The following is a 21,482-nucleotide window of genomic DNA, read 5'->3' on the forward strand; positions in this document are numbered from 1 at the left end:
CATGCGCCTGCCTCATATTTGCCGTCCGACCCCTTCCGCTCTTGCGGCCCTGGCTCTTGGCCTGTCGCTGACCATGCCGACGCGTGCATTGGCGGCGGGCTCGGGCATGCCCTGGGAGGAACCGCTTCAGCAGGTGCTCGAATCGGTCCAGGGCCCGGTCGCCAAGATCGTGGCGGTGATCATCATCATCACGACCGGCCTGACGCTCGCCTTCGGCGAGACCGCCGGCGGCTTCCGCAAGCTCATCCAGATCATCTTCGGGCTGTCGATCGCCTTTGCCGCCTCCTCCTTCTTCCTGTCCTTCTTCAGCTTCGGCGGGGGAGCGCTGATTGCATGACCTCCGCTCCCTCCACTTCCCGCGAGCCGCGCGCCTACGGGCATATCGACGGCTTCGAAGCGCCGATCCATGCCAGCCTGGGCTCGCCTATCCTGCTCGGCGGCGCGCCGCGGATCATCGCCATCGTCAACGGCACCGTCGCCGCCGCGATCGGGCTCGGGCTTCAGCAATGGCTGATCGGGCTGGCGGTCTGGGCGATCGGTCACAGCGTCGCGGTGTTCGCGGCGCGCCGCGATCCCGACTTCGCGCCGGTCCTGCTCCGTCACCTCCGGCAGAAGGCATATCTGGCATGCTGAACCTCGCCGAATATCGGCAGCGCGCCGATCGGCTGGCCGACCATCTGCCCTGGGCGGCGCTGGTCGCGCCGGGCATCGTCCTCAACAAGGACGGCAGTTTCCAGCGCACGCTGCAGTTTCGCGGGCCCGACCTCGACAGCGCGACCGAGGCCGAACTGGTGTCGGCGTGCGCGCGCGCCAACAACGTGCTGCGCCGATTCGGCAGCGGCTGGGCGCTGTTCTTCGAGGCGGAGCGCCGCGAGGCGATCGGCTATCCGGCGAGCGCCTTTCCCGACCCCGCATCGTGGCTGGTCGACCAGGAGCGCCGCGCCGGCTTCGAGGCCGATGGAAGGCATTTCGAGAGCCGCTTTCATCTGACGCTGACCTGGCTGCCGCCCGCCGACCGGAGCGATGCCGCGGGGCGCTCGCTAGTCGATCGTCCCGACGATGCCAAACGGCGCGACTGGCGCGCCGCGCTTGCCGGTTTCGCCGCCGAGACCGACCGCGTCCTCGATCTCTTCGCCGGCTTCATGCCAGACATCCGCGCGCTCGATGACGGCGAGACGCTGACCTATCTGCACGACACCGTCTCGAGCCGGCGCCACCCGGTCGGCGTACCCGAGACGCCGATGTATCTCGACGGCGTCGTCGCCGACACGGCGCTGGTGGGCGGGCTCGAGCCGCGGCTGGGCAAGCTGCATCTGCGGACGCTTACCGTGCTCGGCTTCCCCAATATGAGCCGTCCCGGCCTGCTCGATGCGCTCAACCATCAGGACTTCGGCTATCGCTGGGTCACGCGCTTCATCGCACTCGACAAGACCGACGCGACCAGGGTGCTGACCAGGCTGCGGCGGCAATGGTTCAACAAGCGCAAGTCGGTTGCCGCCCTGCTGCGCGAGGTCATCTACAATCAGCCCACGCAATTGCTCGACAGCGACGCCGACAACAAGGCGGCCGACGCCGATCTGGCGCTACAGGAACTGGGCGGCGATCACGTCGCCTTCGGCTATCTGACCACCACCATCACCGTGGCCGACGCCGATCGTGCCGCCGCCGACGCCAAGGTTCGTGCGGTCGAGCGCATCGTCAACGGCCTCGGCTTCACCGCGAAGCGCGAAAGCATCAACGCGGTCGAGGCCTGGCTGTCGTCGCTGCCGGGGCAGGTCTATGCCAATGTCCGCCAGCCGCTCGTCCACACCCTCAATCTCGCGCATCTGATGCCCTTGTCGGCGGTCTGGGCGGGACCCGTCGGCAACGCGCATCTGGACGGTCCGCCGCTCCTCTACGCGCAGACCGCGGGATCGACCCCGTTTCGCCTGTCGACCCATGTCGGCGATGTCGGGCACATGCTCGTCGTTGGCCCGACGGGCGCGGGCAAGTCGGTGCTGCTGTCGCTCATCGCGCTCCAGTTCCGCCGCTATGCCGGCGCTCAGGTCATCGTGTTCGACATGGGCTTTTCCGCGCGCGCCGCCGTGCTGGCGATGGGCGGCAGCAACCATTCGCTCGGGCCCCAACCCGAATATGGCGATGACGACGGGCTCAGCTTCCAGCCGCTGCGCCTGATCGACGACGCGGCGGAACGCGGCTGGGCGGCCGACTGGATCGCAGCGTTGCTCGCGCACGAGAAGGTCGTGGTCACGCCCGAGATCAAGGACACGATCTGGTCGGCGCTCAACAATCTGGCGACCGCGCCGGTCGAGGAGCGTACCCTTACCGGGTTGAGCATGCTGCTCCAGTCCAATGCACTGCGCGCCGCGATCGCGCCCTATACGCTGGAGGGCGAATACGGTGGCCTGCTCGATGCCGCTGACGAGCAACTGAGCCAGGCCGACGTCCAGTGTTTCGAGACCGAAGCGCTGATGCAGCGCAAGGGCGTCGTCGCGCCGATCCTGACCTATCTCTTCCACCGGATCGAGCAGCGCTTCGACGGCAGGCCGACCTTGTTGCTGCTCGACGAGGCGTGGAGCCTCCTCGACGATCCGCTGTTTGCCGCGCGTATTCGCGAATGGCTCAAGACGCTGCGCAAGAAGAATGTCGCGGTCGTCTTCGCGACGCAGAGTCTGGCCGATATCACCGAGAGCAGTATCGCCCCGGCGATCATCGAAAGCTGCCCGCAGCGCATCCTGCTCGCCAACGACCGCGCGATCGAGCCGCAATCGCGCGCCGCGTATGAGCGGTTCGGTCTCAACGACCGGCAGATCGAGCTGATCAGCCGCGCGACGCCCAAGCGGCATTATTATCTGCAATCGGCCCGCGGCAATCGCCTGTTCGAGCTCGGGCTGGGGCCGGTCGCGCTCGCCTTTTGCGGCGCGTCCGATCCCGCCGCCCAGCAGGCGATCGATCGCCTGCTGGGCGAACACGGGGCGAGCGGTTTCGCCGCCCGGTTTCTTGAGCGGGCCGGGCTCGACTGGGCCGCCGACGTGCTCGCCGATTTCATCCCGCCCGACCCGTCGCCCAGCAACAAAGGAGGTACGTCATGACTCGTCGAATCCGCTCCGCCCGATCGTCGATCGGACGATATCTGACCGCCACGACACTAGGTCTCGCAGCCGTCGGCGCGCTGGGCATGGCATGGTGGACGTCGCCGGCGCACGCCCAGTTCACCGTCTTCGATCCGACCAATTATGCGCAGAACGTGCTCTCCGCCGCGCGGGCGCTCCAGCAGGTCAACAATCAGATCCAGGCGCTCCAGAACCAGGCGAGGATGCTGCTCAACCAGGCGAAGAACCTGCAGGCGATCCGCTTCCCCGAAGTCCAGGCGCTGACGCACCAGCTCCAGCAGATCGATGCGCTCATGAGCGAGGCGCAGGGCATCCAGTTCCGCGTCGCGACCACCGACGCGCAATATCGCCGGTTCTTCCCGACAACCTTCGCCCCGAGCCTGACCGGCAACGAGCAGGTCGCGGCGGCGCGGGGCCGGCTGGACGCCTCGGTCGCCGCGATCGGCCGGACGATGACGGTGCAGTCGCAGATCGCCGAGAATGTGGCGACCGACGCGGAGGCACTCAACGCGCTCGTCGCGCGCAGCCAGGCCGCCGACGGCGCGCTGGCGGTCGGGCAGGCGACCAATCAGCTGCTCGCGCTCACCGCCAAGCAGCAGCTTCAGATCCAGAGCATGATGGCGGCGCAATACCGCGCCGACGCGCTCGAGCAGGCGCGGCGCGTGCAGATGGAAGCCACCGCGCGCGCAGCGACCGCAAGATTTCTCGGTTCCGGTTCGGCCTACACGCCAATGCCCCCTGGCCAATAGGTCCGAACCGGTGCGCGGGCGGCGGCGTGGTCATCGCCGCCGCCGCCGCGGGGTCCGGTCCCGCTCCCTTATCGGGCCCCGCGGCATCTCTCTCTCCCAGAAAGTCAGGATGGCAATGGACGATCTCAACGTCATCGACCGGTTCCTGTCGGCGTTCATCCGCTACATCGACAGCGGCTTCGGGCTGCTCGGCGGCGATGTCGGCTTCCTGACGTCGACGCTGATCGGCATCGACATCACGCTGGCCGGGCTGTTCTGGGCGCTGGGCGGCGAACAGGATGTCGTCGGCCGCTTCGTCAAGAAAATCCTCTATGTCGGCGCGTTCGCCTTCATCATCAGCCGCTTCTCGACGCTCGCCGACATCGTCTTCCGCTCATTCGCCGCGGCCGGTCTGACCGCTGGGGGCGGCGGGATGACGGCCGACCAGTTGCTCCAGCCGGGTCGTCTCGCGGGAACGGGCTTCGCGGCCGCCTGGCCGCTGCTCGAGCAGATCGCCGATCTGACCGGGCCCGTAGCCTTTTTCACCAACTTCGTCACCATCGCGGTGTTGTTCGTGGCCTGGGCGCTGACGATCATCACCTTCTTCGTGCTCGCGGTGCAGGTGTTCGTCACGCTCCTGGAGTTCAAGCTCACGACCCTCGCCGGGTTCGTGCTGGTGCCGTTCGCGCTTTGGAACCGGACCAGCTTTCTGGCCGAGCGCGTGCTCGGCAATGTCGTCAGCTCGGGCATCAAGGTGATGATGCTCGCGGTGATCATCGGGATCAGCTCGACCTTCTTCGCCGACTTTGCCTCGGCCGCGCAGGGCGACCCCGACATCGCCCGCGCGCTCAGCCTCATGCTCGCGTCGCTCACCCTGTTCGGTCTGGGCATCTTCGGCCCCGGCATCGCCTCGGGTCTGGTCGCGGGCGCGCCGCAGCTCGGCGCCGGCGCCGCGCTCGGCACCACGATGGGCGCCGTCGGCATCACCGCCCTGGCCGGTGGCGGCGCGATCGCCGGCGCGCGTGCCTTGGGCGGCGCGGCGATCGGCGCGGTCCGCGCCGGCACCGCTATGGGGTCGGCGGCGCAGGCGTCGTATCAGCTCGGCCAGCAAGCCGCGGGCAGCAAGAGTGTCAGCGCCGGCGTGGGCGGCATGAAGCAGGCCGCGACCGGCGCGCTGCGCCAGAAAGCCTCGAACGTCTTCGGCCTCGGCGACGCCGCCCGATCGGGCCGCGACGCCGCCTGGGCCGGCGTCAATGGTGCGTCCTCGAGCGGTGCGACGTCGGCGTCCGGCGGCGACGGCGCGCCGGGCTGGGCGCGATCGCTGCAACGCCGACAGGATCACCGCCATCACCGCCAGGTCGCCGCGAACACGCTTCGCGAGGGTGATCGCGGCGGCGCCGCCGCCACCCCCGACATCAAGGAAAAGGAAGACTGAGGATGACCTTCAAGCGCGGCGTCCAGCGCTACGGACGCACCGTCGACCCCGAGACGCCGTACCAGCGCGCCGGGCAATTATGGGACGAGCGGATCGGCTCGGCGCGCGTCCAGGCGCGCAACTGGCGGCTGATCGCCTTCGGCACCCTGGCGATATCGACCGCCCTGTCGGGCGCGCTGATCTGGCAATCGCTGCAAAGCCGCGTCGTACCCTATGTGGTCGCCGTCGACCGGCTCGGCGAGGCCCGCGCGGTCACCAAAGCGGAGGTGACCTACCAGCCGACTGACCCGCAGATCGCGTGGCATTTGGCCAGGTTCATCGAGCAGGTGCGCTCGGTGTCGCTCGACCCCGTCCTGATGCGCAAGGACTGGCTGTCGGCCTATGGCGTCGCGACCCCGCGCGGCGCCACCTTTCTCGGCGACTATGCGCGCAGCGCTGAGCCCTTTGCCCGGATCGGCGACAGGACGGTGTCGGTTCAGGTCACCAGCGTCGTGCGCGCGTCCGACCGCTCGTTCCAGGTGAAATGGACCGAGACCGCCTACGAGCGCGGTCACCGCACGGGCGTGTCGCACTGGACCGGGATCCTCACGATCAAGACCAAGCCGCCCGGCTCGGTCGAGACGCTGCGCAAGAACCCGCTCGGCATTTATGTCGATGCGATCGACTGGAGCCGCGAGATCGAGCCCGCCGTGCCGGACACGGCACCGCCGATCGTGTCCGATCGAGCGCCGAGGCCGGCAGCATCGCCGCCCGGCGCCCTGTCGCGCGCGTCGTCGCCTGCGGCGTCACCAGTTCCCCAACCCCCTGCGGAGATTGAGCCATGAAGCGTGTCGCCATCTTGCCGGCCCTGTCGGCGATCGTCCTGTCACTCGCGGCCAATGCCGCGCCGCCCAGGCAGCATCATGGGGCGAGCGCGCATCGCGGCACGCCAGACGACCGCGTTGCCGACGCCAACAAGGCGGCGACGGTCGAGCCGACGCGATCGGGTTTCGTGAATGCCGCGCAGATCTACCCCTTCGGCGACGGTTCGATCTACCGCGTCTACACTGCCCCGGGCCGGGTGACCGATATCGCGCTGGAGCCCGGCGAGCAGCTCGGGTCGGTCGCGAGCGGCGATACCGTGCGATGGGTGATCGGCGACACCAGCAGCGGCACCGGCGCCGCGAAGCGCGCGCACGTCCTGGTGAAACCGTTCAGCGCGGGGCTCGCGACCAACCTCGTCATCACCACCGACCGGCGGACCTACCATCTGGCGCTGTCGAGCAGGGCGGGGGCGGCGATGGCGGCACTGTCCTGGACCTATCCGGCGGACGCGCTGATCGCGGTCAAGCGAGAACAGGAGACAGCGCAAGCCGCTGCACCAGTCGCGACTGGGCTCGCGATCGAGCATCTTCATTTCGGCTATGAGATTGATGGCGATCGGCCGACCTGGCGACCGCTGCGTGCGTTCGACGACGGTCGGCAGACCTTCATCGAATTTCCGGCGACGCTCGCCGTCGGGGAAGCGCCGCCGCTGTTTCTGATCGACAAGAAGGGCACCGCCCAGCTCGTCAATTACCGCGTGCGCGGGCACTATTATGTCGTCGATCGGCTTTTCGAGGCGGCCGAATTGCGGCTAGGTACAAAGCATCCGGACGTCGTCCGTATCATTCGCTCCGCGAGTGCGGGCGCACGACGCGGGACGCGGTGAGCGTCATGGAAAGCGATCAGGACGCGGACGCCGTCTCCCCGCCGCCTAAGGTCGCCCCCGAGAGCCTCGTGCTGCGCGGCACGCCGGCGCGTGCGATCCGCTTCAAGCGCGGCACTGTCATCGCGCTCGCCGCTTTTGCCTCGGTCAGCGTCGTGGCAACGGCATGGGTCGCGCTGAAGCCGGCGACGTTCCATGTCGCCAGCCAGCCCGATGACGCTCCCGTGGCGGCGCATGCCCCCACCGACACCCTGAGCGCTCTGCCTACAAGCTATGGCGATGCGCCGAAACTGGGCCCTGCGCTCCCTGGCGATCTCGGCGGACCGATCCTCAATCACCAGCGCCAGATGGCGACCGAGACCGATCCGGTCGAGGCGACTCAGTCGTCCGCGGTCGACGCCGAACGCGAAGCGCGAGCGGCACAGGCCAAGGCCGCGCGGGAGTCCGGTCTGCTGGTTTTGACGGGCAAACGATCGGCGGTCGACCCGACACCACAGGCGCAGAGCGCGCTGGGATCCGCAACAGCCGATGCGGATCAAAGGACGCCGGAGGCCGGAAGCAATATCCGCGGCGATGCTGGTGCGAAGGTTGCGGAGGCGCGCGACGCAGCGTTACCGGTCGATCCACACCGTCTGACCGTCCGACCGTCGCCTTATACCCTCTCTGCGGGGAGCGTGATTGCGGCAAGCCTGCTGACCGGTCTTCGCTCGGACCTGCCCGGCCTGGTAACGGCGCAGGTTACCGAGCGCGTGTTCGATTCCGCCACCGGCCGCATCGAGCTGATCCCACAGGGCGCGCGCTTGATCGGGACCTACGACAATGTGGTCGCGTTCGGCCAACGCCGCGCGCTGGTGGTCTGGCAGCGCATCATCATGCCGGATGGCAGGTCGATCCGGATCGACGACGTGCCCGCGACCGATCCCTCGGGCTACGCCGGATTGGCCGACAAGGTCGATTTCCACACCTGGACGCTCCTCAAGGGCGCGGCTGTGTCGAGCGTGCTGGGCGTCGGGTCAGGCCTCGCGGTCACCGGCGAAAGCGACCTTGTGCGGGCGATCCGGGAGTCGACGCAACTGAACGCCGCGCGCGCGGGCGATCAGCTTGTCGCGCGGGATCTCAAGATCCAGCCGACGATCACGGTTCGGCCGGGCGCGCGCGTGCGCCTGGTCGTCCACCGCGATCTCGTTCTGGCCCCATGGCAGGAATAGGAGGCAAGCGTGCCCGACATCAAATTGCAGCGACTTCCCGATCGGACGCCGATCAAGCTGACGATCACGATGCTGCCCGATCTCAGTCAGGCGCTGAAGGAGTACAGCGCGTTCTACGCAGCGACCTATGGTCGCGACGAGCAGACGGCCGAGCTCGTGCCGGCGATGCTGGACGCCTTTCTCGAAAGCGACCGCGCCTTCGTTCGCTGGCGGGCTGCGAACCGCAAGGAGGCGACATGAGCCTCGCTCCCGAGACTTGCGACCGGTTCATTCGGATCGACGAGGTCAAGCGACGCGCCGGTCTGGGCAAGACCATGATCTACCGGCTCATCAAGCAGGGCGAGTTTCCGCCGCCCTATAAGCTGTCGCCGTTCGCGGCGCGCTGGAGCGAGCGCGAGATCACCGACTGGATCGATCGCGTCAAGCACGGGTTCGAGGGGAAGAAGCGGCGGGTGTGACCGACGCGATCGGTGGAAACTCGCGGAAATCGTCGCTTGGAGCGAGCCTCCATTTCTGGGGTACGCAACGAGGTACGATCGCGCGTATCGGCCGATCGGCGCGTCAGATCTGAAGGCCTTGGTGCTTTAGTTCGACGGCCTCCGCGTCTTCCGCCAGAGCCCCCTCCATAGGGGGCCGCAGAAGTCCACCAGAATTGACGATTTTCCCTGAAATCGAAGCTTTATCGGCTCGCTCGGCCACAGCGGTTCGCACGCCTCACCGACCGGAGATCCTTGCAGACCGATCATCATGGCTCAATCGTTTCGATTGCGAACCCGAGCGGCACGCGGCTGACGATCAACAGCTATGACGAATACGGTATCTCACGCCCGAACAGGCCGAACAGCGCATGGTCGACTAACCTTGCGTGTCCGTCGAACCGGTGGAAGATCGGGAGGCATCCACCGCATCAGTTCAGTAATCAGAGTTTCGCAACGGTGGGGCGGTCGGGCTGGACGGTATAACGGGCCAGCGTAGCGATCTCGCCGCCCGGCGTGAGCGCCTGGTCGACCACCCGCAAGCTGGCGTCCCAGGATTTGGCGCCGACGTCGCACAACAGATAGCCGCGCTGGTCATGAATCACCGCGATATGGGGATTGGTTGCAGCACGCGGATCGGGGCCGATCGGCAGGCCGTTGCTGCTGTTCGAACTGATCGACGTCGCATGAAGCTCGGCGGCGATCGGGGGGCTTTCGAGGTCGCCGCGCCGAGATGGCACGTGGCCTATGAAAAACATGTGGCTGTCGCCTCCGGTAATGACGACGTTGGTCAGCTTGCGATCAGTGATCATTCCCACGAGCCGCTCGCGAGCGTCGGGATAGCCCGTCCAATTGTCATAGCCCTTGGACGGCACCTTTTGCGCGGAACGATCGAACGGCATGACGATGCCGCCGAGCGCCAGCACGTTCCAGGTTGCGCCGCTGATCAGGCCGTCACCAAGCCAGCGCTCCTGTGCGTCGCCGAGCATCGTATCGGGATGGTCTCGGGTTTCTACGCAGTTGCCGTCGCCTTCCTTCTCGCACAACCGGATGCTGCGATAGGTTCGCTTGTCGAGAATATTGATCCGCATCAGCCGGCCATAATCGAGCCGACGGTACATCCGTTGCGTACCATCGTGCGGAAGCTGGCCGGCGCGGACGGGCATATGTTCATACCAGGCTTGCATCGCGGCGGCGCGGCGCAGCTTGAAGACATCGGGCGGCGTGCGATCCTTGTCCCATTCGCCCGCCCAATTGTCGTCGACTTCGTGATCGTCATAGGATGACAGGAATGCCGCGGCGGCGTGTGCGGCCTTCAGGTCCGGATCGATTTTGTAGAGCGCATAGCGTTGCCGGTAATCGTCGAGGCTGTAGACCTCGTCATGCCGATGACGACGGACGACAGGTGGCCGCCCGGGGGCGGGCGTGGTGGCTGCTTTCCCCTCGTAAATGTAATCGCCGTAATGATAGACGAAATCGAGATCCGGTTCGCGGCTAATGTGGCGCCACGCGGTGAAGAGCCCGGCCTGATAGTTCTGGCAACCCGCCACCGCGATGCGCAGGTTGTCGACCATATCCGCGCGGGCGGGTGCGGTGCGGACAGTGCCGATGTCGCTGGGGATGCCGTCGACCACGAACCGATACCAATAGCGTCGGTGGCTTCGCAGCCCCGATATCTCGACATGGACCGAATGCGCCAGTTCGGGCCGCGCAGGCGCCTGCCCGGCCAGCACGATTTTTCGGAACGCGTCGTCCTCCGCCACTTCCCAGCCGACCGTGACGATCTCTGCGATCATGCCGCCATGCGGCTCCAGCGGTTTGGGTGCGAGGCGCGTCCAGATGACAAAACCATCCGGTACGGGATCGCCTGAAGCAACGCCGAGCGAAAAGGGATAAGCGAGAAACCGCGGCTTGGCCGATGCGGGTGCATGGGCGAGGCCTGCCAGCAAGCCGCTTGCTCCTCCCGCGATCAGGAACGCGCGGCGGTTGAACAGATGGCTGGTCATCGGAGATTCCTCGTGATGGTGTACCGCGTCGTGTCGGTAAGCACATGGCCGCGCGTGATGCGTGCGCGACGCGCCATGGGCATTCCCAAGGCGCGTCGCGTCGCCTGCCTCCGCGCTAGAAGCGCGCCCGGATGCCGACCGTCCCCGTGCGCCCGTTCTGGACATAGATCGCGCTGTAATCGCCGAAGCCGGCGGCGGCGGTGGACGGGTATGCGCTCCCCGGGATCATGACGTTATAGGGGGATCCCAACACGTTGTTGACGGTGAAATAGGTCTCCCAATGCCGGGTGATCTTGAACCGCCCGGAGATGGTCATATCGGTGCGTGCTTCGAACCAGGTCGGCGTGTCGGACCGGTATTTGTCGTCGTTCCACACCAGGTTCATATAAAGCCGAACCGGGCCTTTTTCGTACATCAGGCCGGCCGATCCGATATTCTTGCCGACCCGCGGGATCGGTTGGTTCGGCTCGTTGTGCATGAAGGCACCACGTACCGAAAACCCGTCGAGCGGCGACGGCAGCCATGTGAAACTGTGCTGGAGCGAGGCCTCGATCCCCTTGATGGTCGTCACATTCTGCTGGGCATAGGTGGCAAAGGCATAACCGGCATAGACCGGGTCGGCGGCATAAGGCGCGAGCGCGGGAATATTGGCCGCCTCGCTCGAATCATATTCCTTTCTGACCGCCAGGCCTTCGATGCGGTTGTAATAGACGCCGACGTTGAACATGCCCACGCCCTTGAAATAGCGTGAGAGCCGAAGCGAAGCGTTGTCCGAGATCGCCGGAGTCAGGCTCGGGTTGGGGACGATAAGAAGCGGCCCTCCTACCGAACTGCCGGCGAGATTCTCGATCGGCGCGCTGCCCGCGGCATCGATGCCGGGGCGCAGGATCGTGCGGCTGTACCCGGCCTGGAGGTCGTTGCTCTCGCCGAAGGTGAGTTTGGCCGATGCGCTGGGGAAGAGCGTAAAATAGCCGCCCTTTGCCTTCGAGATGCCACCCGAGAATTGGTAATCGACACAGGGGATCGTGGTGGCGATCCCGGTCGATGCCGAGACGGCGCACGGCGCCGTGGCCCCCGCGGGGGTGTGCGCCCGGACTTGCGCGGCCGGGAGCCGATCGTGAAGGAACGCCGTGTTGTCGGTCCATTCGCCGCGCAGGCCGGCGCGCAACTGTAGCTTCGGGGTGACCGTTGCCGTCACCATGCCGTAGATCGCCTTGATGCTTTCATCGACCTTGGTGGTGCCGGTATAGTTTGCGGTGGCATGGTTGGCCGCGGTGGTCGCACTTTTCCACTGGTCGGGATTCTGACGATACATATCCAGCAGCTTCGCCAGATCCATCGACGGGATATAGGATGAGCCGGACAGCGACGTGATGCTGAAATTGCTCTTGTTGGTGATGCCGCTAGTGTAGGGATTGATTACCTGCTCGAGGAATTGAGCGTTGGTGAGCGGTCCGGTGTAAGTATAATTGTTCACGGCATTGTTGCCGAACTCATACATCGTATCGGTGATTTTGAACCCGGTCCGGAAACTGACCGGCACCGAGCCCAGTTCGGTGTCGTAGCGCGCATTGAGCGCGCCCGAGCGGGCCGAGATCTTGGCGTAGACACCATTGGTCAGCGTGATCGCGGGGGTGCCGGCGAGCGTGTAGGATGCGGGATCGGACCAATCGGGGCCGCTCACCTGGGTGATGGCCCAATCGGTATAAGCGAGATCGGCACTGTGCTTGACGGCTTGGAACGTGCCGTTGGAGGTGATCGCCTGACCGGACTGGACGTGCCCGCCCTTCGGCGAATTGTAGTAGGAATGGCTGTCCGAATACGCAAAATAGCCATCGACGTTCCAATTGCCCGCCGACCAGTCGAAATTCGCGGCGACGATGTTGCCGTTGTTGAACTTATATTGTTCGTTGGACGCGGAACTGATCGACTGCACGGTTGCCGGGGTTTGGGTCTGGAAACCGGAAAGCGCATCCTGCGCGGTGGCGGGCTGCCCCTGGAGGTTCAGCAGGCCATATGCCCCCGCTGTGGTGTCGGCGGTCACCATCGTCACCTGATTGTGCAGATGGATGTTGCCGCGATAACCGAGGCCGAGCAACGAGAGGCTCAGATTGTCACTGGCTTTGAAATCGAGCACGAGCGATCCGGTGCGACGGGTGGTGCGCCGGGCACCGGTCTGGGCCTGCATCCGATAGAATTCCATCGGATAGGGCGCGTTGGCCGATTGCGTATATTGCCGGTCCATGCTGATCTGCTCGCGCTCGATATATTGATCGTTATAGCCGAGCGAGAACATCACCCCGAGGCGCTGGTTGAGGAAGCTTTTCGAGTAGAAGAGCGACGCGTTGGGTAGGAAGCGCCGGCCGCCCCAACCGCCGGAATCTGGGCCAACATGCTTATACCGGTCCCACATATTTTCATGGGTGAAGCCTTCGACAGAGAGGATCAGCAGGGCCTCTTTGCGATCGTAGGCACGCTTGGTCCGCAGGTCGATAATGCCGGCGGGCGCGTCGGCGTTCTGATCGGCGCCGGTAGTCTTGTAGGTCGTGACGGCATCGATCGCCGACATCGAGATCGTTTCGTAATTGAAGATGCGCGCGGCCGCGGCGGCGCTCGCATAGCCGGTTGGCGCCGCACCATTGGCCGAAACGACATCCATGCCGTTTAACTGCGTGCGGGTGAATTCGGCCGGCAGGCCGCGCAGATAGGCGTATACCGAGGTGCCGTTGGAACCATCGACGTCGATGCCGGGCATGTATTTCAGGAATTCGGCCGGATTGCCGCCCGCAATGTCGCCATAGGCTTCGGTGGAAAGCATATCGGCGATCTGCAACTCGTTACGCTGCGACATGAGTTCGCGGGCGCCGGCCTCGCGGATACCGCTGACGACGATGCCGCCGCTCGACGCCTCGCCGTCGCGGCCGCTTTGCTGCAGGTCGAAATCGAGCCTGACCGTACCGTTGGACTGGATCGCCACGTCCTGCGTGCGGGAAAGATAGCCGACGAAACTGACGGTTATCCGGGCCGTGCCAACCGCGACGTCCTGGAAACGAAACGCCCCCGCATCACCCGTCGTGGTCGTCCGCCTCTGCCCATCGGGGCCTTCGATTTCGACCATCGCATCGCGCAGATATACCCCTGACGCCTGATCGATGACCTGGCCGGCGACCGTCCCGCGCTGATGGGCGGCGCCAACCTGCGCCGATGGCAGATCCTGCGCATGGCCGGGCGCCCCGAGCGCCAGCAGCACGCATGCGCTCGATGCCGCGATCAGCAGTTTCGCCTTTGTCTTCATCATATCCCTCCCACTCGTATCACCTTGATGGTCCACATCGTGCTTCGATGACGACCAACCCGCCTGGCGGACGAATGCCGCTTGAAGCGCGTATTCCCTATCCAGGCGGCTTTTTCTCGGCTCCCCATTGACACCGTATCGTCGCCCGGGCATTACCGTGATCCACGGTATGGACTGTGATCCACATTATGGCCAAGAGGTATCTGGTGTCAATCAGCTTTTCGGAATGGACACAGAAGAGGCGCGGGCGCGTCGGTGCACGGAGGTGTCCACAGCGCCTGTCGATGACGCGGGGAGGGCGCGCCTGATGCTCAGGATTGCTTCGGTTGCCGCGGTCGAGATGCGCTTCCCCTTCGCCAAGATTTATGGAGAGGGTCGCGTGCCTCGCGAATTGCTGTCACCGGCCAGCCATTTTCAACGCATCAAACGCACCGGCCAGGCCGCGACGCTGGTTGTCGTCACCGATCGCGATGGCGTGCAGGGGGTTGGCGAATGTTTCGGCCTTCCCAGTCCTGGCCCTAGCCGCTGCATCATTGAAGATGTCGTCGCGCCGGCGCTCGCCGGCGCCGACATTGCGTCGCCCGAAGAGGCGCTGGATGAATTTTATCGCTTCTTCGTCGCGCTGGGGAACGGCCGGGGGGCGGCGATGGAGGCGCTTGCCGGGGTCGATATTGCGCTGTGGGATCTGATCTCGAAACGTGCCGGGCAGCCGCTTGCGACCATGCTCGGCGGCGCGGTCACGCCGGTGCCGGTCTATGCGAGCCCCGTTCCGTTTCTTGCCGCGCCCGCGCAGAGCGCGGCGAAGGCGCTGGCCTTCCTCGATCAGGGCTATACGGCGGTGAAGCTCAAGATCGGGCGCGGTGCCGAGATCGATGCGCAGCACGTCCGCGCGATCCGCGAGGCAATGCCGCCGGGCACGTCGCTGATGCTCGACGCGAACTGCGCTTATGATCTCGACGGCGCGCTCGCGCTCGTCGATCGGATCGCGCCTTACGATATCGCCTGGCTCGAAGAGCCGGTGGCCCCTGAAGCCTTCGAGGCGATGCGCATTCTTTGTGAACGTGCGCCGTTTCCGATTGCCGGTGGCGAGAATGATTTCACCCTCCCGGCCTTCGAGCGGCTGGCCAGCCTTGGGGTCAGCATTCTCCAGCCCAATGTCACGCGCGCTTTGGGGGTGACGGGGATGCAGCACATAAATGCTGTCGCCGAACGTACCGGCGTGGACGTTGCGTTGCACGGCGTGGGAACGAGCATCGGCGTTGCGACGGCGCTGCACTGTTGTGCCGGCCTCCCCAAATTGACGCTGTTCGAACGGAACGATCTGCTCAATCCGCTGCGCGACGACGTGGGCGTCGACGTGGCGATCCGCGGCGACGGATGCATTCTGCCGCCATCGGGCGCGGGCCATGGTGGTACGCCCCGTCGCGCTGAAAGCGAGGTTGTGCATGATGCAGCCGTCCGAATGGCGCTGCATTCCTCGTTCGGCCATGACGCAGTGGAGGCCGCGCGATGACCATTTGGTGGATGGAGGGGGGGAGCGTTGCCGCGAGGGTGGCCGGATCGGTTGTCGCGTGAGGGCGGTCCCCACACTGGATGCGGAGGATGCTGCCCAGCTCGTCGGGTTTGCTATCGGCGCAGCGAAGGCACTTGGCGTTCCGCAGAATGTCGCGGTGGTCGACCCCGCCGGCGCGTTGCTCGCCTTTCATCGGATGGATGGCGCGAAGCCCTATACGGCAGCGTTCGCGATCGCCAAGGCGCGGACCGCCGCCGGGCTTCACGTTGCCACCCAAAGACTGGCTGAGATCGCCACGCCCGGCGAACGCGGTTTCGGCCTCAACAGCCTGAAGGGCGGCGACGTGGCCATCCTGGGTGGTGGTGTTCCCGTGGTCGTCGATGGTGCCGTCGTCGGCGCCATCGGCATCAGTTCGGGCACGGTGCACGAGGATGCTGAAATCGCTGATCGCGCGGTACAGGATTTCGGCGACTATATCACGCGCGCGACCAGACCGGCGGGGTCCTGAGCGATGACCAATTCGCCAGAAGCCGATACCGGTGCGGCGCCGATCGGGCGTATCCCCCGCAAGGTCTGGGTCGTGCTGGGGCTGTTGCTCGCGCTCGGCGTGCTCAACTATTTCGAGCGGCAGACGCTGTCCATCCTGAAGCCGGTGCTCAAGCTGGAGCTGGCCTTCGATGACGCGGCCTATTCGTTCCTGACCTTCGCATTCATGCTGCCGTACATCATCATGTATGCGGTGAGCGGCCGGTTGATTGATCGGTTCGGGACGCGGATCAGCATGACCGTGTTCGCGACCGGTTGGTCGCTGGCAAATATCGCGTCGGGTTTGTCGCGCAGCTTCGCGCATCTCGCGACGGCGCGGGCATTCCTTGGCGTTGCAGAGCCGGGTGCATTTCCCGTCATTCAGCGGGCGATCCTGAATTGGGTGCCGCTCGATCACCGGGCCTTCGCGCTGAGCATCGTCACGCCCGCGGGCAGCCTGGGGGCGATCCTCGCGCCGCCGCTCGTCGCGTTGCTGGCGACCAGTCTCGGCTGGCGTGCCGCCTTCGTGATCCCCGGGGTGATTGGAGTCATCATCGCGATCGTCTGGTGGTGCGTCGACACCAAGGGACCAGCCACGCAACAGCAGGTCGTCGACGACGTGCCCGAGCCACTCTCGACCCTTTTCAGAGATCGGAATTTCTGGGCGATCGTCGCCGCGCGCATGGTCAGCGATCCGGTATGGTTCTTTTATCTGTTCTGGATTCCAGGCTATCTGCAGGAGCGCGTCGGCCTCTCGCTCGGCGAACTGGGGCTCGTCGGCGGACTTCCCTATATCTGCGCGCTCATCGCCTGTGTCGCGATGGGGCGTGCGGTGGATCGCTTCGCCATACGCGGCCATGATCCCGTCACCGTCCAGCTACGCTTCTTTTGTGCCACGGCCGCGCTGATGCCACTGGGGGCGCTGATCACGATGACCGCGAGCCCGGCGCTGGCAATTGTCATCATCTGCGTCGTCATTTCGGTGTGTCAGAGCTGGTTCGTCGGCTTCAATGTGCTCCTTGCGGGGCTGTTCCCGGTCAAGATCAACGGGTCCGCCCTGGGAATTCTCGGTGCCGTGGGGGCCAGTACCGCGCTGGTGCTCAACCTGCTGGCCGGCTCCATCCTCCAGCAGTTCGATTATGTCGCCATTTTCGCTGGTCTGGCGCTTCTGCACCCGATCGCCGCGTTGATCCTGATGGCGGTGATCGCCCGGCGGCGATCGAAACCTACCGCGCCGCGCGATACCTGACCGGTCAACCGTCGCCGCCTGTCACCAGCCGCGTCCAGATGAGGATAGCTACCATCATGTCAGTTCAGTTGAATCAGAATTTTCAGGGTCGGACGGTGATCGTCACCGGTGGCGGTAATGGCATCGGCGGTGCGATCGCGAGCGAATTTGGCGCGCGAGGTGCCAACGTCGTTGTCAACGATATCGACGCCGCGCGTGCTGTGCGCAAGGCGGCGGAAATCGGAAACGGCGCGATCGCGACACCGGGTGATGCCTCGTCATCCGCGGATGTCGCGGCGGTCGTCGGCAAGGCGCTCGCGGCCTTCGGCAAGGTCGACATCCTGATCAACAATGCTGGCATGGACCAGGCGGTATCGATCCTCGATCTGGAGGAGGAGGATTGGGACCGGCTGATAGCGGTCAACCTCAAGAGCGCCTTCCTGTTCTCCAAGGCGGTGCTTCCGGGGATGATCGCGCAATCCTATGGCCGGATCGTCTGCGTCTCCTCCGTCGTCGCGCATCGAGGGGCGATGAACGGCGGTATTCATTACGGCACGACCAAAGGCGGCATGCTCGGGTTCGCGCGTACGCTGGCGCGGCAGATGGCCAAAACCGGGGTCACCGTGAATGCGATTGCCCCCGGCGTGGTCGAGACCGACCTTATCCGGACGCACCTGCCACCAGACGTGCGGGCGGCGGTGGTGCAGGAGATACCGCTTGGCCGGCTCGCCGAGCCTTCTGAAATCGGACGCGCTGTCGCCTTTCTGGCATCCGAAGACGCCGGTTACCTCACCGGCGCGACGCTCGACGTAAACGGCGGGTTCTGGATCGGATGATGACCGATATCGATTATATCATTGTCGGTGCGGGGAGCGCGGGCAGCGTGCTTGCAAGCCGCTTGTCGGAAAATCCCCGACTGAAAATCCTGCTGATCGAAGCAGGGCGCGATCTGGCGCCGGGGCAGGAGCCTGCCGATTTCCTCGACATGTACCCCGGTATTGTCGCGTTCGATCCGGCGAACCATTGGGCGACGATCCGGGGGCGGACGCTACCGCTCAGCGGCAACGATTCCTCGTCGTGGCCGCAGCCCAAACGGTACGATCAACCCCGGATTGTCGGGGGGGGATCGAGCATCAATGGACAGGCTGCCAATCGCGGGACGCCCGACGATTATGACGAATGGTCAGAAAGCGGTGCGACCGGCTGGGATTGGGAGGGGGTTCTCCCGTATTTCCGCAAACTGGAGCGCGATCTGGATTTCGTCGGGCCGCTGCACGGATCGGACGGGCCGATCCCGATTTATCGAATTCCGCGTGCGCAATGGCCGGAATTCACGCTGGCCGCCGAGCGCGCCTTGCTGGCACAGGGCTTTCGGGCAATCGACGATCAGAACGGGTCGTTCGAGGACGGGGTGTTTCCGCTTACGCTGTCGAACGACGGTTGCCATCGCGTCTCGACCGCGCGGGGATATCTGACGGCAGAGGTTCGCCGTCGCCCCAATTTGAGGATCATGCCGAACACCGAAATATCGGGGCTGATCCGCGGGGACCGCTCCGTGCTTGGCGTGACGATCGGCAAAGGCGACAGCGCGACCGAGATCAGAGCGCGCGAAATAATATTGTGTGCGGGCGCCTTGCAGTCGCCGGCGATCCTGATGCGTGCCGGCATCGGTGCTGCGCCCCGGCTGCATGGACTGGGGATCGATATTTTGGCGGACCTGCCCGGCGTTGGGCAGAATTTGCAGGAACATCCGGGGATTTCCTTGTCGGCGTTCATCAAGCCTCACGCGCGGCTCGGTAACAAGACCAGGCGGCATAGCCATATCGGGATGCGGTATTCGTCGCTGGCAGAGGGCTGCGACCCCGCCGATATGTTTCTCATGGTTGCGGCCAAATCGGCCTGGCACCCCCTTGGCGACCAGATCGGGACGTTGCTGTACTGGATCAACAAGCCCTACTCGCGCGGTTTCGTCGATATCGAGAGCCCCGACGTATCGACAGGGCCGATCGCGAATTTCAACTGGTTCTCCGATCCTCGCGACCTTGAACGTCTCGTCGCATCGACGTTAACGATGGCGACGATCGCGGGCTCGCCCGAGATGTCGGATCACGTCGTGACACCCTCGCCCTCGAGCTATAGCGGCTGGGCGAAGCTGCTGGGGCAGCGGAACCTGGCCAATTATCTGATGACGGCACCGATCGCACTGCTGCTCGACGCGATTCCCGCTCTCCGGTCGCCCTTCGTCAGAACCTTCGTCGGCGGGCGTCAAACCCTCGGCGATCTGGTTCGCGACCGTGCTGCGATCGAAGCGTTTGTCCGCGCGGGGGTGTTCGGCCAATGGCACCCTTGCGGGACATGCCGCATGGGGCGCACGGTCGACCGGTACGCGGTAACAAGCCCGGAGGATGGGCGCGTACACGGTGTGTCCGGGCTACGCGTCGTCGATGCGTCGGTCATGCCCACGATCCCGCGCGCCAATTTGAACATCCCCGTTATCATGATCGCCGAGCGCATGGCCGATTCGATCCGCCATACGGACGCGGGTTAGGCGCGCACCAGCCCGACCTTGAGCCACGGCCTGAGCCGAGGGAGGCTGGGCGACGGTGGTGCTACCCCATGCGAACTCAACCTGCGCGATGGCATTGCTGCGGACGTTGGATTAAGTGACCTCGATGCGTACGTCGGACGAAAAGCAGACAGCCGGGGCGAATGCGGTTCGCCGGAGCTTGGCGGTCCTGCGCGCCGTCGGGCAAGCGGGTGGGGATATTACGGTCGCCGAATTGGTGACTCGCCTCGATTTGAAAAAGCCGACGGTACACCGCTTGGTTTCGGCGCTGGTCGAAGAGGAATTCCTGCAAGCCGATTCCGTCCCCCAGCGGTTACGGCTGGGGCCGGTGTTCCTCGAGCTTGCGCATTCGGTGTGGAACCAGTTCGATATTCGCGGCGCCGCTGCCCCCGAACTCGAGCGTCTGGTTCAGGCGACAGGGTTCACCGCGCGTTTGATGACGCGCAACGGGGATCGCATGATCTGCGTCGAGGCTGCGCATCCGGGTGACCGCGTGCGGGTGCTCGATGTCGGCTCGATGGAGCCGCTGCGCAATTCGGCCCCGGGGCGGGCGGTTACCGCTTTCCTGCATGACGGCCTGTGGGAGCCCGATCCCGAGGAGGCGCTGACCAAGGCACGTTATTATGCGCTTGGCAGCATGGATGCCGCGACGGGACAGCGATCGGTGGCGGCACCGGTCTTTGATGAGCGAAGCGAGCCTGTCGCCGCGATCGTGGTGACGGGGCCGATGCACTTGCTCTCGGACGAGCAACTCCACGCATTTGCGCCGCATGTGCTCGAGGCCGCCAGGAACACGTCGCGCGCCGCCGGCGGCTATCCGTTCGCCATTGCGCCGAACGAACCCGGGGCCAAGGGCCGCAGCGCGGTGATCAGGCCGGTCAGTCGTCAGGCCAATCTGATCGGCGATTCACCGCTGTGGGTCGGCGATGCCGGGACGCTCTACTGGATCGATATCCTGGCCCCCGCGATCCTGCGGCTCGCAAGCGATGGCAGCACGGAATCCTTCCCGATGCCCGATGTGATCGGTGCGCTCGTGCCCAATTTGGACGGGAGGTTGGTGGCGGCTTTCTCCGACTCGATCGCCATTTTCGATCCGGCAACCAATGTTCTCGGCAGTCGGATCAATGTCGAAGGGGTACATTTCGGCTATCGCTTCAACGACGGTGCGATCGATCGCCGCGGGCGCCTCTGGCTCGGCTATACCGATCCGTCGCTGGATGGCGCCCACGGTCGCCTGTTGAATATCAACCCCGATGGTTCGGTCGCCGCCGAGCTTTCGGGCCTCGGCCTGCCCAACGGCGTCGTCTGGTCCGGCGATGGCAGCCATGTGTACATCATCGATTCGGCGATGCGGCAGTTGCGCGTCTATCATTATGACGAAGATCGCGGGCAATTCGGCGATTTCGACGTGCTGCACCAATTCCCTTCGGATGGCTCGCGTCCGGCGGGGCTCGCGATGTCCCCGACAGGAAATCTCTGGACAGCGATGTGGGACGGATGGGAACTCATCGAACTGACGCCCCATGGAGAGATCCTTGATCGTATCTCGCTTCCGGTTCCCCGGCCCTCGGGTCTCCGCTTCGCCACGGACGGAAAAAGCCTCATTGTGACTTCAGCCGCGGTGCGGCTCAGCCTGGGGCAACTCCAGAAGGCGCCCCTCTCCGGCAGTGTCTTGGTTTGCGAGTTGTGAATGCGGAAAGCG

General features: G+C 65.2%; 18 protein-coding genes. 16 read left to right on the forward strand and 2 right to left on the reverse strand.

The features are described 5' to 3' along the window. The first annotated feature begins 1 nt into the window (after window position 1). The 10 genes from NFE57_RS15270 (at window position 2) to NFE57_RS15315 (ending at window position 8,629) form a co-directional block, all read left to right on the forward strand. On the forward strand, window positions 2–337 hold the full coding sequence (locus NFE57_RS15270) for a TrbC/VirB2 family type IV secretion system protein (protein WP_286207867.1): 336 nt from the start codon (window positions 2–4) through the stop codon (window positions 335–337). Then, entirely contained in the window at window positions 334–633 is a 300-nt protein-coding gene (locus NFE57_RS15275; protein WP_252136457.1) for a VirB3 family type IV secretion system protein, read from the forward strand. Before NFE57_RS15270 ends, NFE57_RS15275 begins: the two co-directional genes overlap by 4 nt. Further along, window positions 627–3,092 (forward strand): conjugal transfer protein TrbE, encoded by a 2,466-nt coding sequence (gene trbE / locus NFE57_RS15280; RefSeq protein ID WP_252136458.1) that lies wholly within the window; start codon window positions 627–629, stop codon window positions 3,090–3,092. The genes NFE57_RS15275 and trbE overlap by 7 nt, the downstream gene beginning before the upstream one ends. Beyond that, complete coding sequence (gene trbJ / locus NFE57_RS15285) at window positions 3,089–3,862, forward strand: P-type conjugative transfer protein TrbJ (RefSeq protein ID WP_252136459.1); 774 nt, start codon at window positions 3,089–3,091, stop codon at window positions 3,860–3,862. The genes trbE and trbJ overlap by 4 nt, the downstream gene beginning before the upstream one ends. A gap of 115 nt (window positions 3,863–3,977) precedes the next feature. After that, on the forward strand, window positions 3,978–5,276 hold the full coding sequence (gene trbL, locus NFE57_RS15290; RefSeq protein ID WP_252136487.1) for a P-type conjugative transfer protein TrbL: 1,299 nt from the start codon (window positions 3,978–3,980) through the stop codon (window positions 5,274–5,276). 2 nt (window positions 5,277–5,278) lie between these two features. Further along, a complete protein-coding gene (gene trbF / locus NFE57_RS15295) occupies window positions 5,279–6,100 on the forward strand; it encodes a conjugal transfer protein TrbF (RefSeq protein WP_252136460.1) in 822 nt (273 codons plus the stop codon). Beyond that, the gene (trbG, locus tag NFE57_RS15300; protein WP_252136461.1) at window positions 6,097–6,966 is read left to right on the forward strand and encodes a P-type conjugative transfer protein TrbG; all 870 of its coding nucleotides are present in this window, start codon (window positions 6,097–6,099) and stop codon (window positions 6,964–6,966) included. The genes trbF and trbG overlap by 4 nt, the downstream gene beginning before the upstream one ends. A 5-nt stretch (window positions 6,967–6,971) precedes the next feature. After that, window positions 6,972–8,171 (forward strand): TraB/TrbI/VirB10 family type IV secretion system protein, encoded by a 1,200-nt coding sequence (locus tag NFE57_RS15305; protein WP_252136462.1) that lies wholly within the window; start codon window positions 6,972–6,974, stop codon window positions 8,169–8,171. A gap of 9 nt (window positions 8,172–8,180) precedes the next feature. After that, complete coding sequence (locus tag NFE57_RS15310) at window positions 8,181–8,411, forward strand: DUF2274 domain-containing protein (RefSeq protein WP_252136463.1); 231 nt, start codon at window positions 8,181–8,183, stop codon at window positions 8,409–8,411. Continuing rightward, window positions 8,408–8,629, forward strand: a complete 222-nt coding sequence (locus NFE57_RS15315; protein WP_252136464.1) for a helix-turn-helix transcriptional regulator — start codon at window positions 8,408–8,410, stop codon at window positions 8,627–8,629. Before NFE57_RS15310 ends, NFE57_RS15315 begins: the two co-directional genes overlap by 4 nt. Window positions 8,630–9,090: 461 nt before the next feature. On the opposite strand, the gene NFE57_RS15320 is transcribed toward NFE57_RS15315, so the two are convergent. Beyond that, the gene (locus tag NFE57_RS15320; protein WP_252136465.1) at window positions 9,091–10,653 is read right to left on the reverse strand and encodes an alkaline phosphatase D family protein; all 1,563 of its coding nucleotides are present in this window, start codon (window positions 10,651–10,653) and stop codon (window positions 9,091–9,093) included. 115 nt (window positions 10,654–10,768) lie between these two features. Further along, complete coding sequence (locus tag NFE57_RS15325; protein WP_252136466.1) at window positions 10,769–13,951, reverse strand: TonB-dependent receptor; 3,183 nt, start codon at window positions 13,949–13,951, stop codon at window positions 10,769–10,771. 304 nt (window positions 13,952–14,255) lie between these two features. On the opposite strand from NFE57_RS15325, the gene NFE57_RS15330 reads away from it, so the two are divergent. From NFE57_RS15330 to NFE57_RS15355, 6 genes are all read left to right on the forward strand, one after another. Further along, window positions 14,256–15,461 (forward strand): mandelate racemase/muconate lactonizing enzyme family protein, encoded by a 1,206-nt coding sequence (locus tag NFE57_RS15330; protein WP_252136467.1) that lies wholly within the window; start codon window positions 14,256–14,258, stop codon window positions 15,459–15,461. After that, the gene (locus tag NFE57_RS15335; RefSeq protein WP_252136468.1) at window positions 15,394–15,969 is read left to right on the forward strand and encodes a GlcG/HbpS family heme-binding protein; all 576 of its coding nucleotides are present in this window, start codon (window positions 15,394–15,396) and stop codon (window positions 15,967–15,969) included. The genes NFE57_RS15330 and NFE57_RS15335 overlap by 68 nt, the downstream gene beginning before the upstream one ends. Before the next feature lie 3 nt (window positions 15,970–15,972). After that, complete coding sequence (locus NFE57_RS15340) at window positions 15,973–17,235, forward strand: MFS transporter (protein WP_252136469.1); 1,263 nt, start codon at window positions 15,973–15,975, stop codon at window positions 17,233–17,235. A gap of 56 nt (window positions 17,236–17,291) precedes the next feature. After that, window positions 17,292–18,050, forward strand: a complete 759-nt coding sequence (locus NFE57_RS15345; RefSeq protein WP_252136470.1) for an SDR family NAD(P)-dependent oxidoreductase — start codon at window positions 17,292–17,294, stop codon at window positions 18,048–18,050. Further along, window positions 18,050–19,762: a GMC family oxidoreductase gene (locus tag NFE57_RS15350; RefSeq protein ID WP_252136471.1), complete on the forward strand. Its 1,713-nt coding sequence runs from the start codon at window positions 18,050–18,052 to the stop codon at window positions 19,760–19,762. Before NFE57_RS15345 ends, NFE57_RS15350 begins: the two co-directional genes overlap by 1 nt. Window positions 19,763–19,886: 124 nt before the next feature. Continuing rightward, window positions 19,887–21,470, forward strand: a complete 1,584-nt coding sequence (locus NFE57_RS15355) for an SMP-30/gluconolactonase/LRE family protein (protein WP_252136472.1) — start codon at window positions 19,887–19,889, stop codon at window positions 21,468–21,470. Window positions 21,471–21,482 lie beyond the last annotated feature (12 nt).

It is taken from the genome of Hephaestia sp. MAHUQ-44, from assembly GCF_023806085.1.
Lineage (GTDB): Bacteria > Pseudomonadota > Alphaproteobacteria > Sphingomonadales > Sphingomonadaceae > Sphingomonas.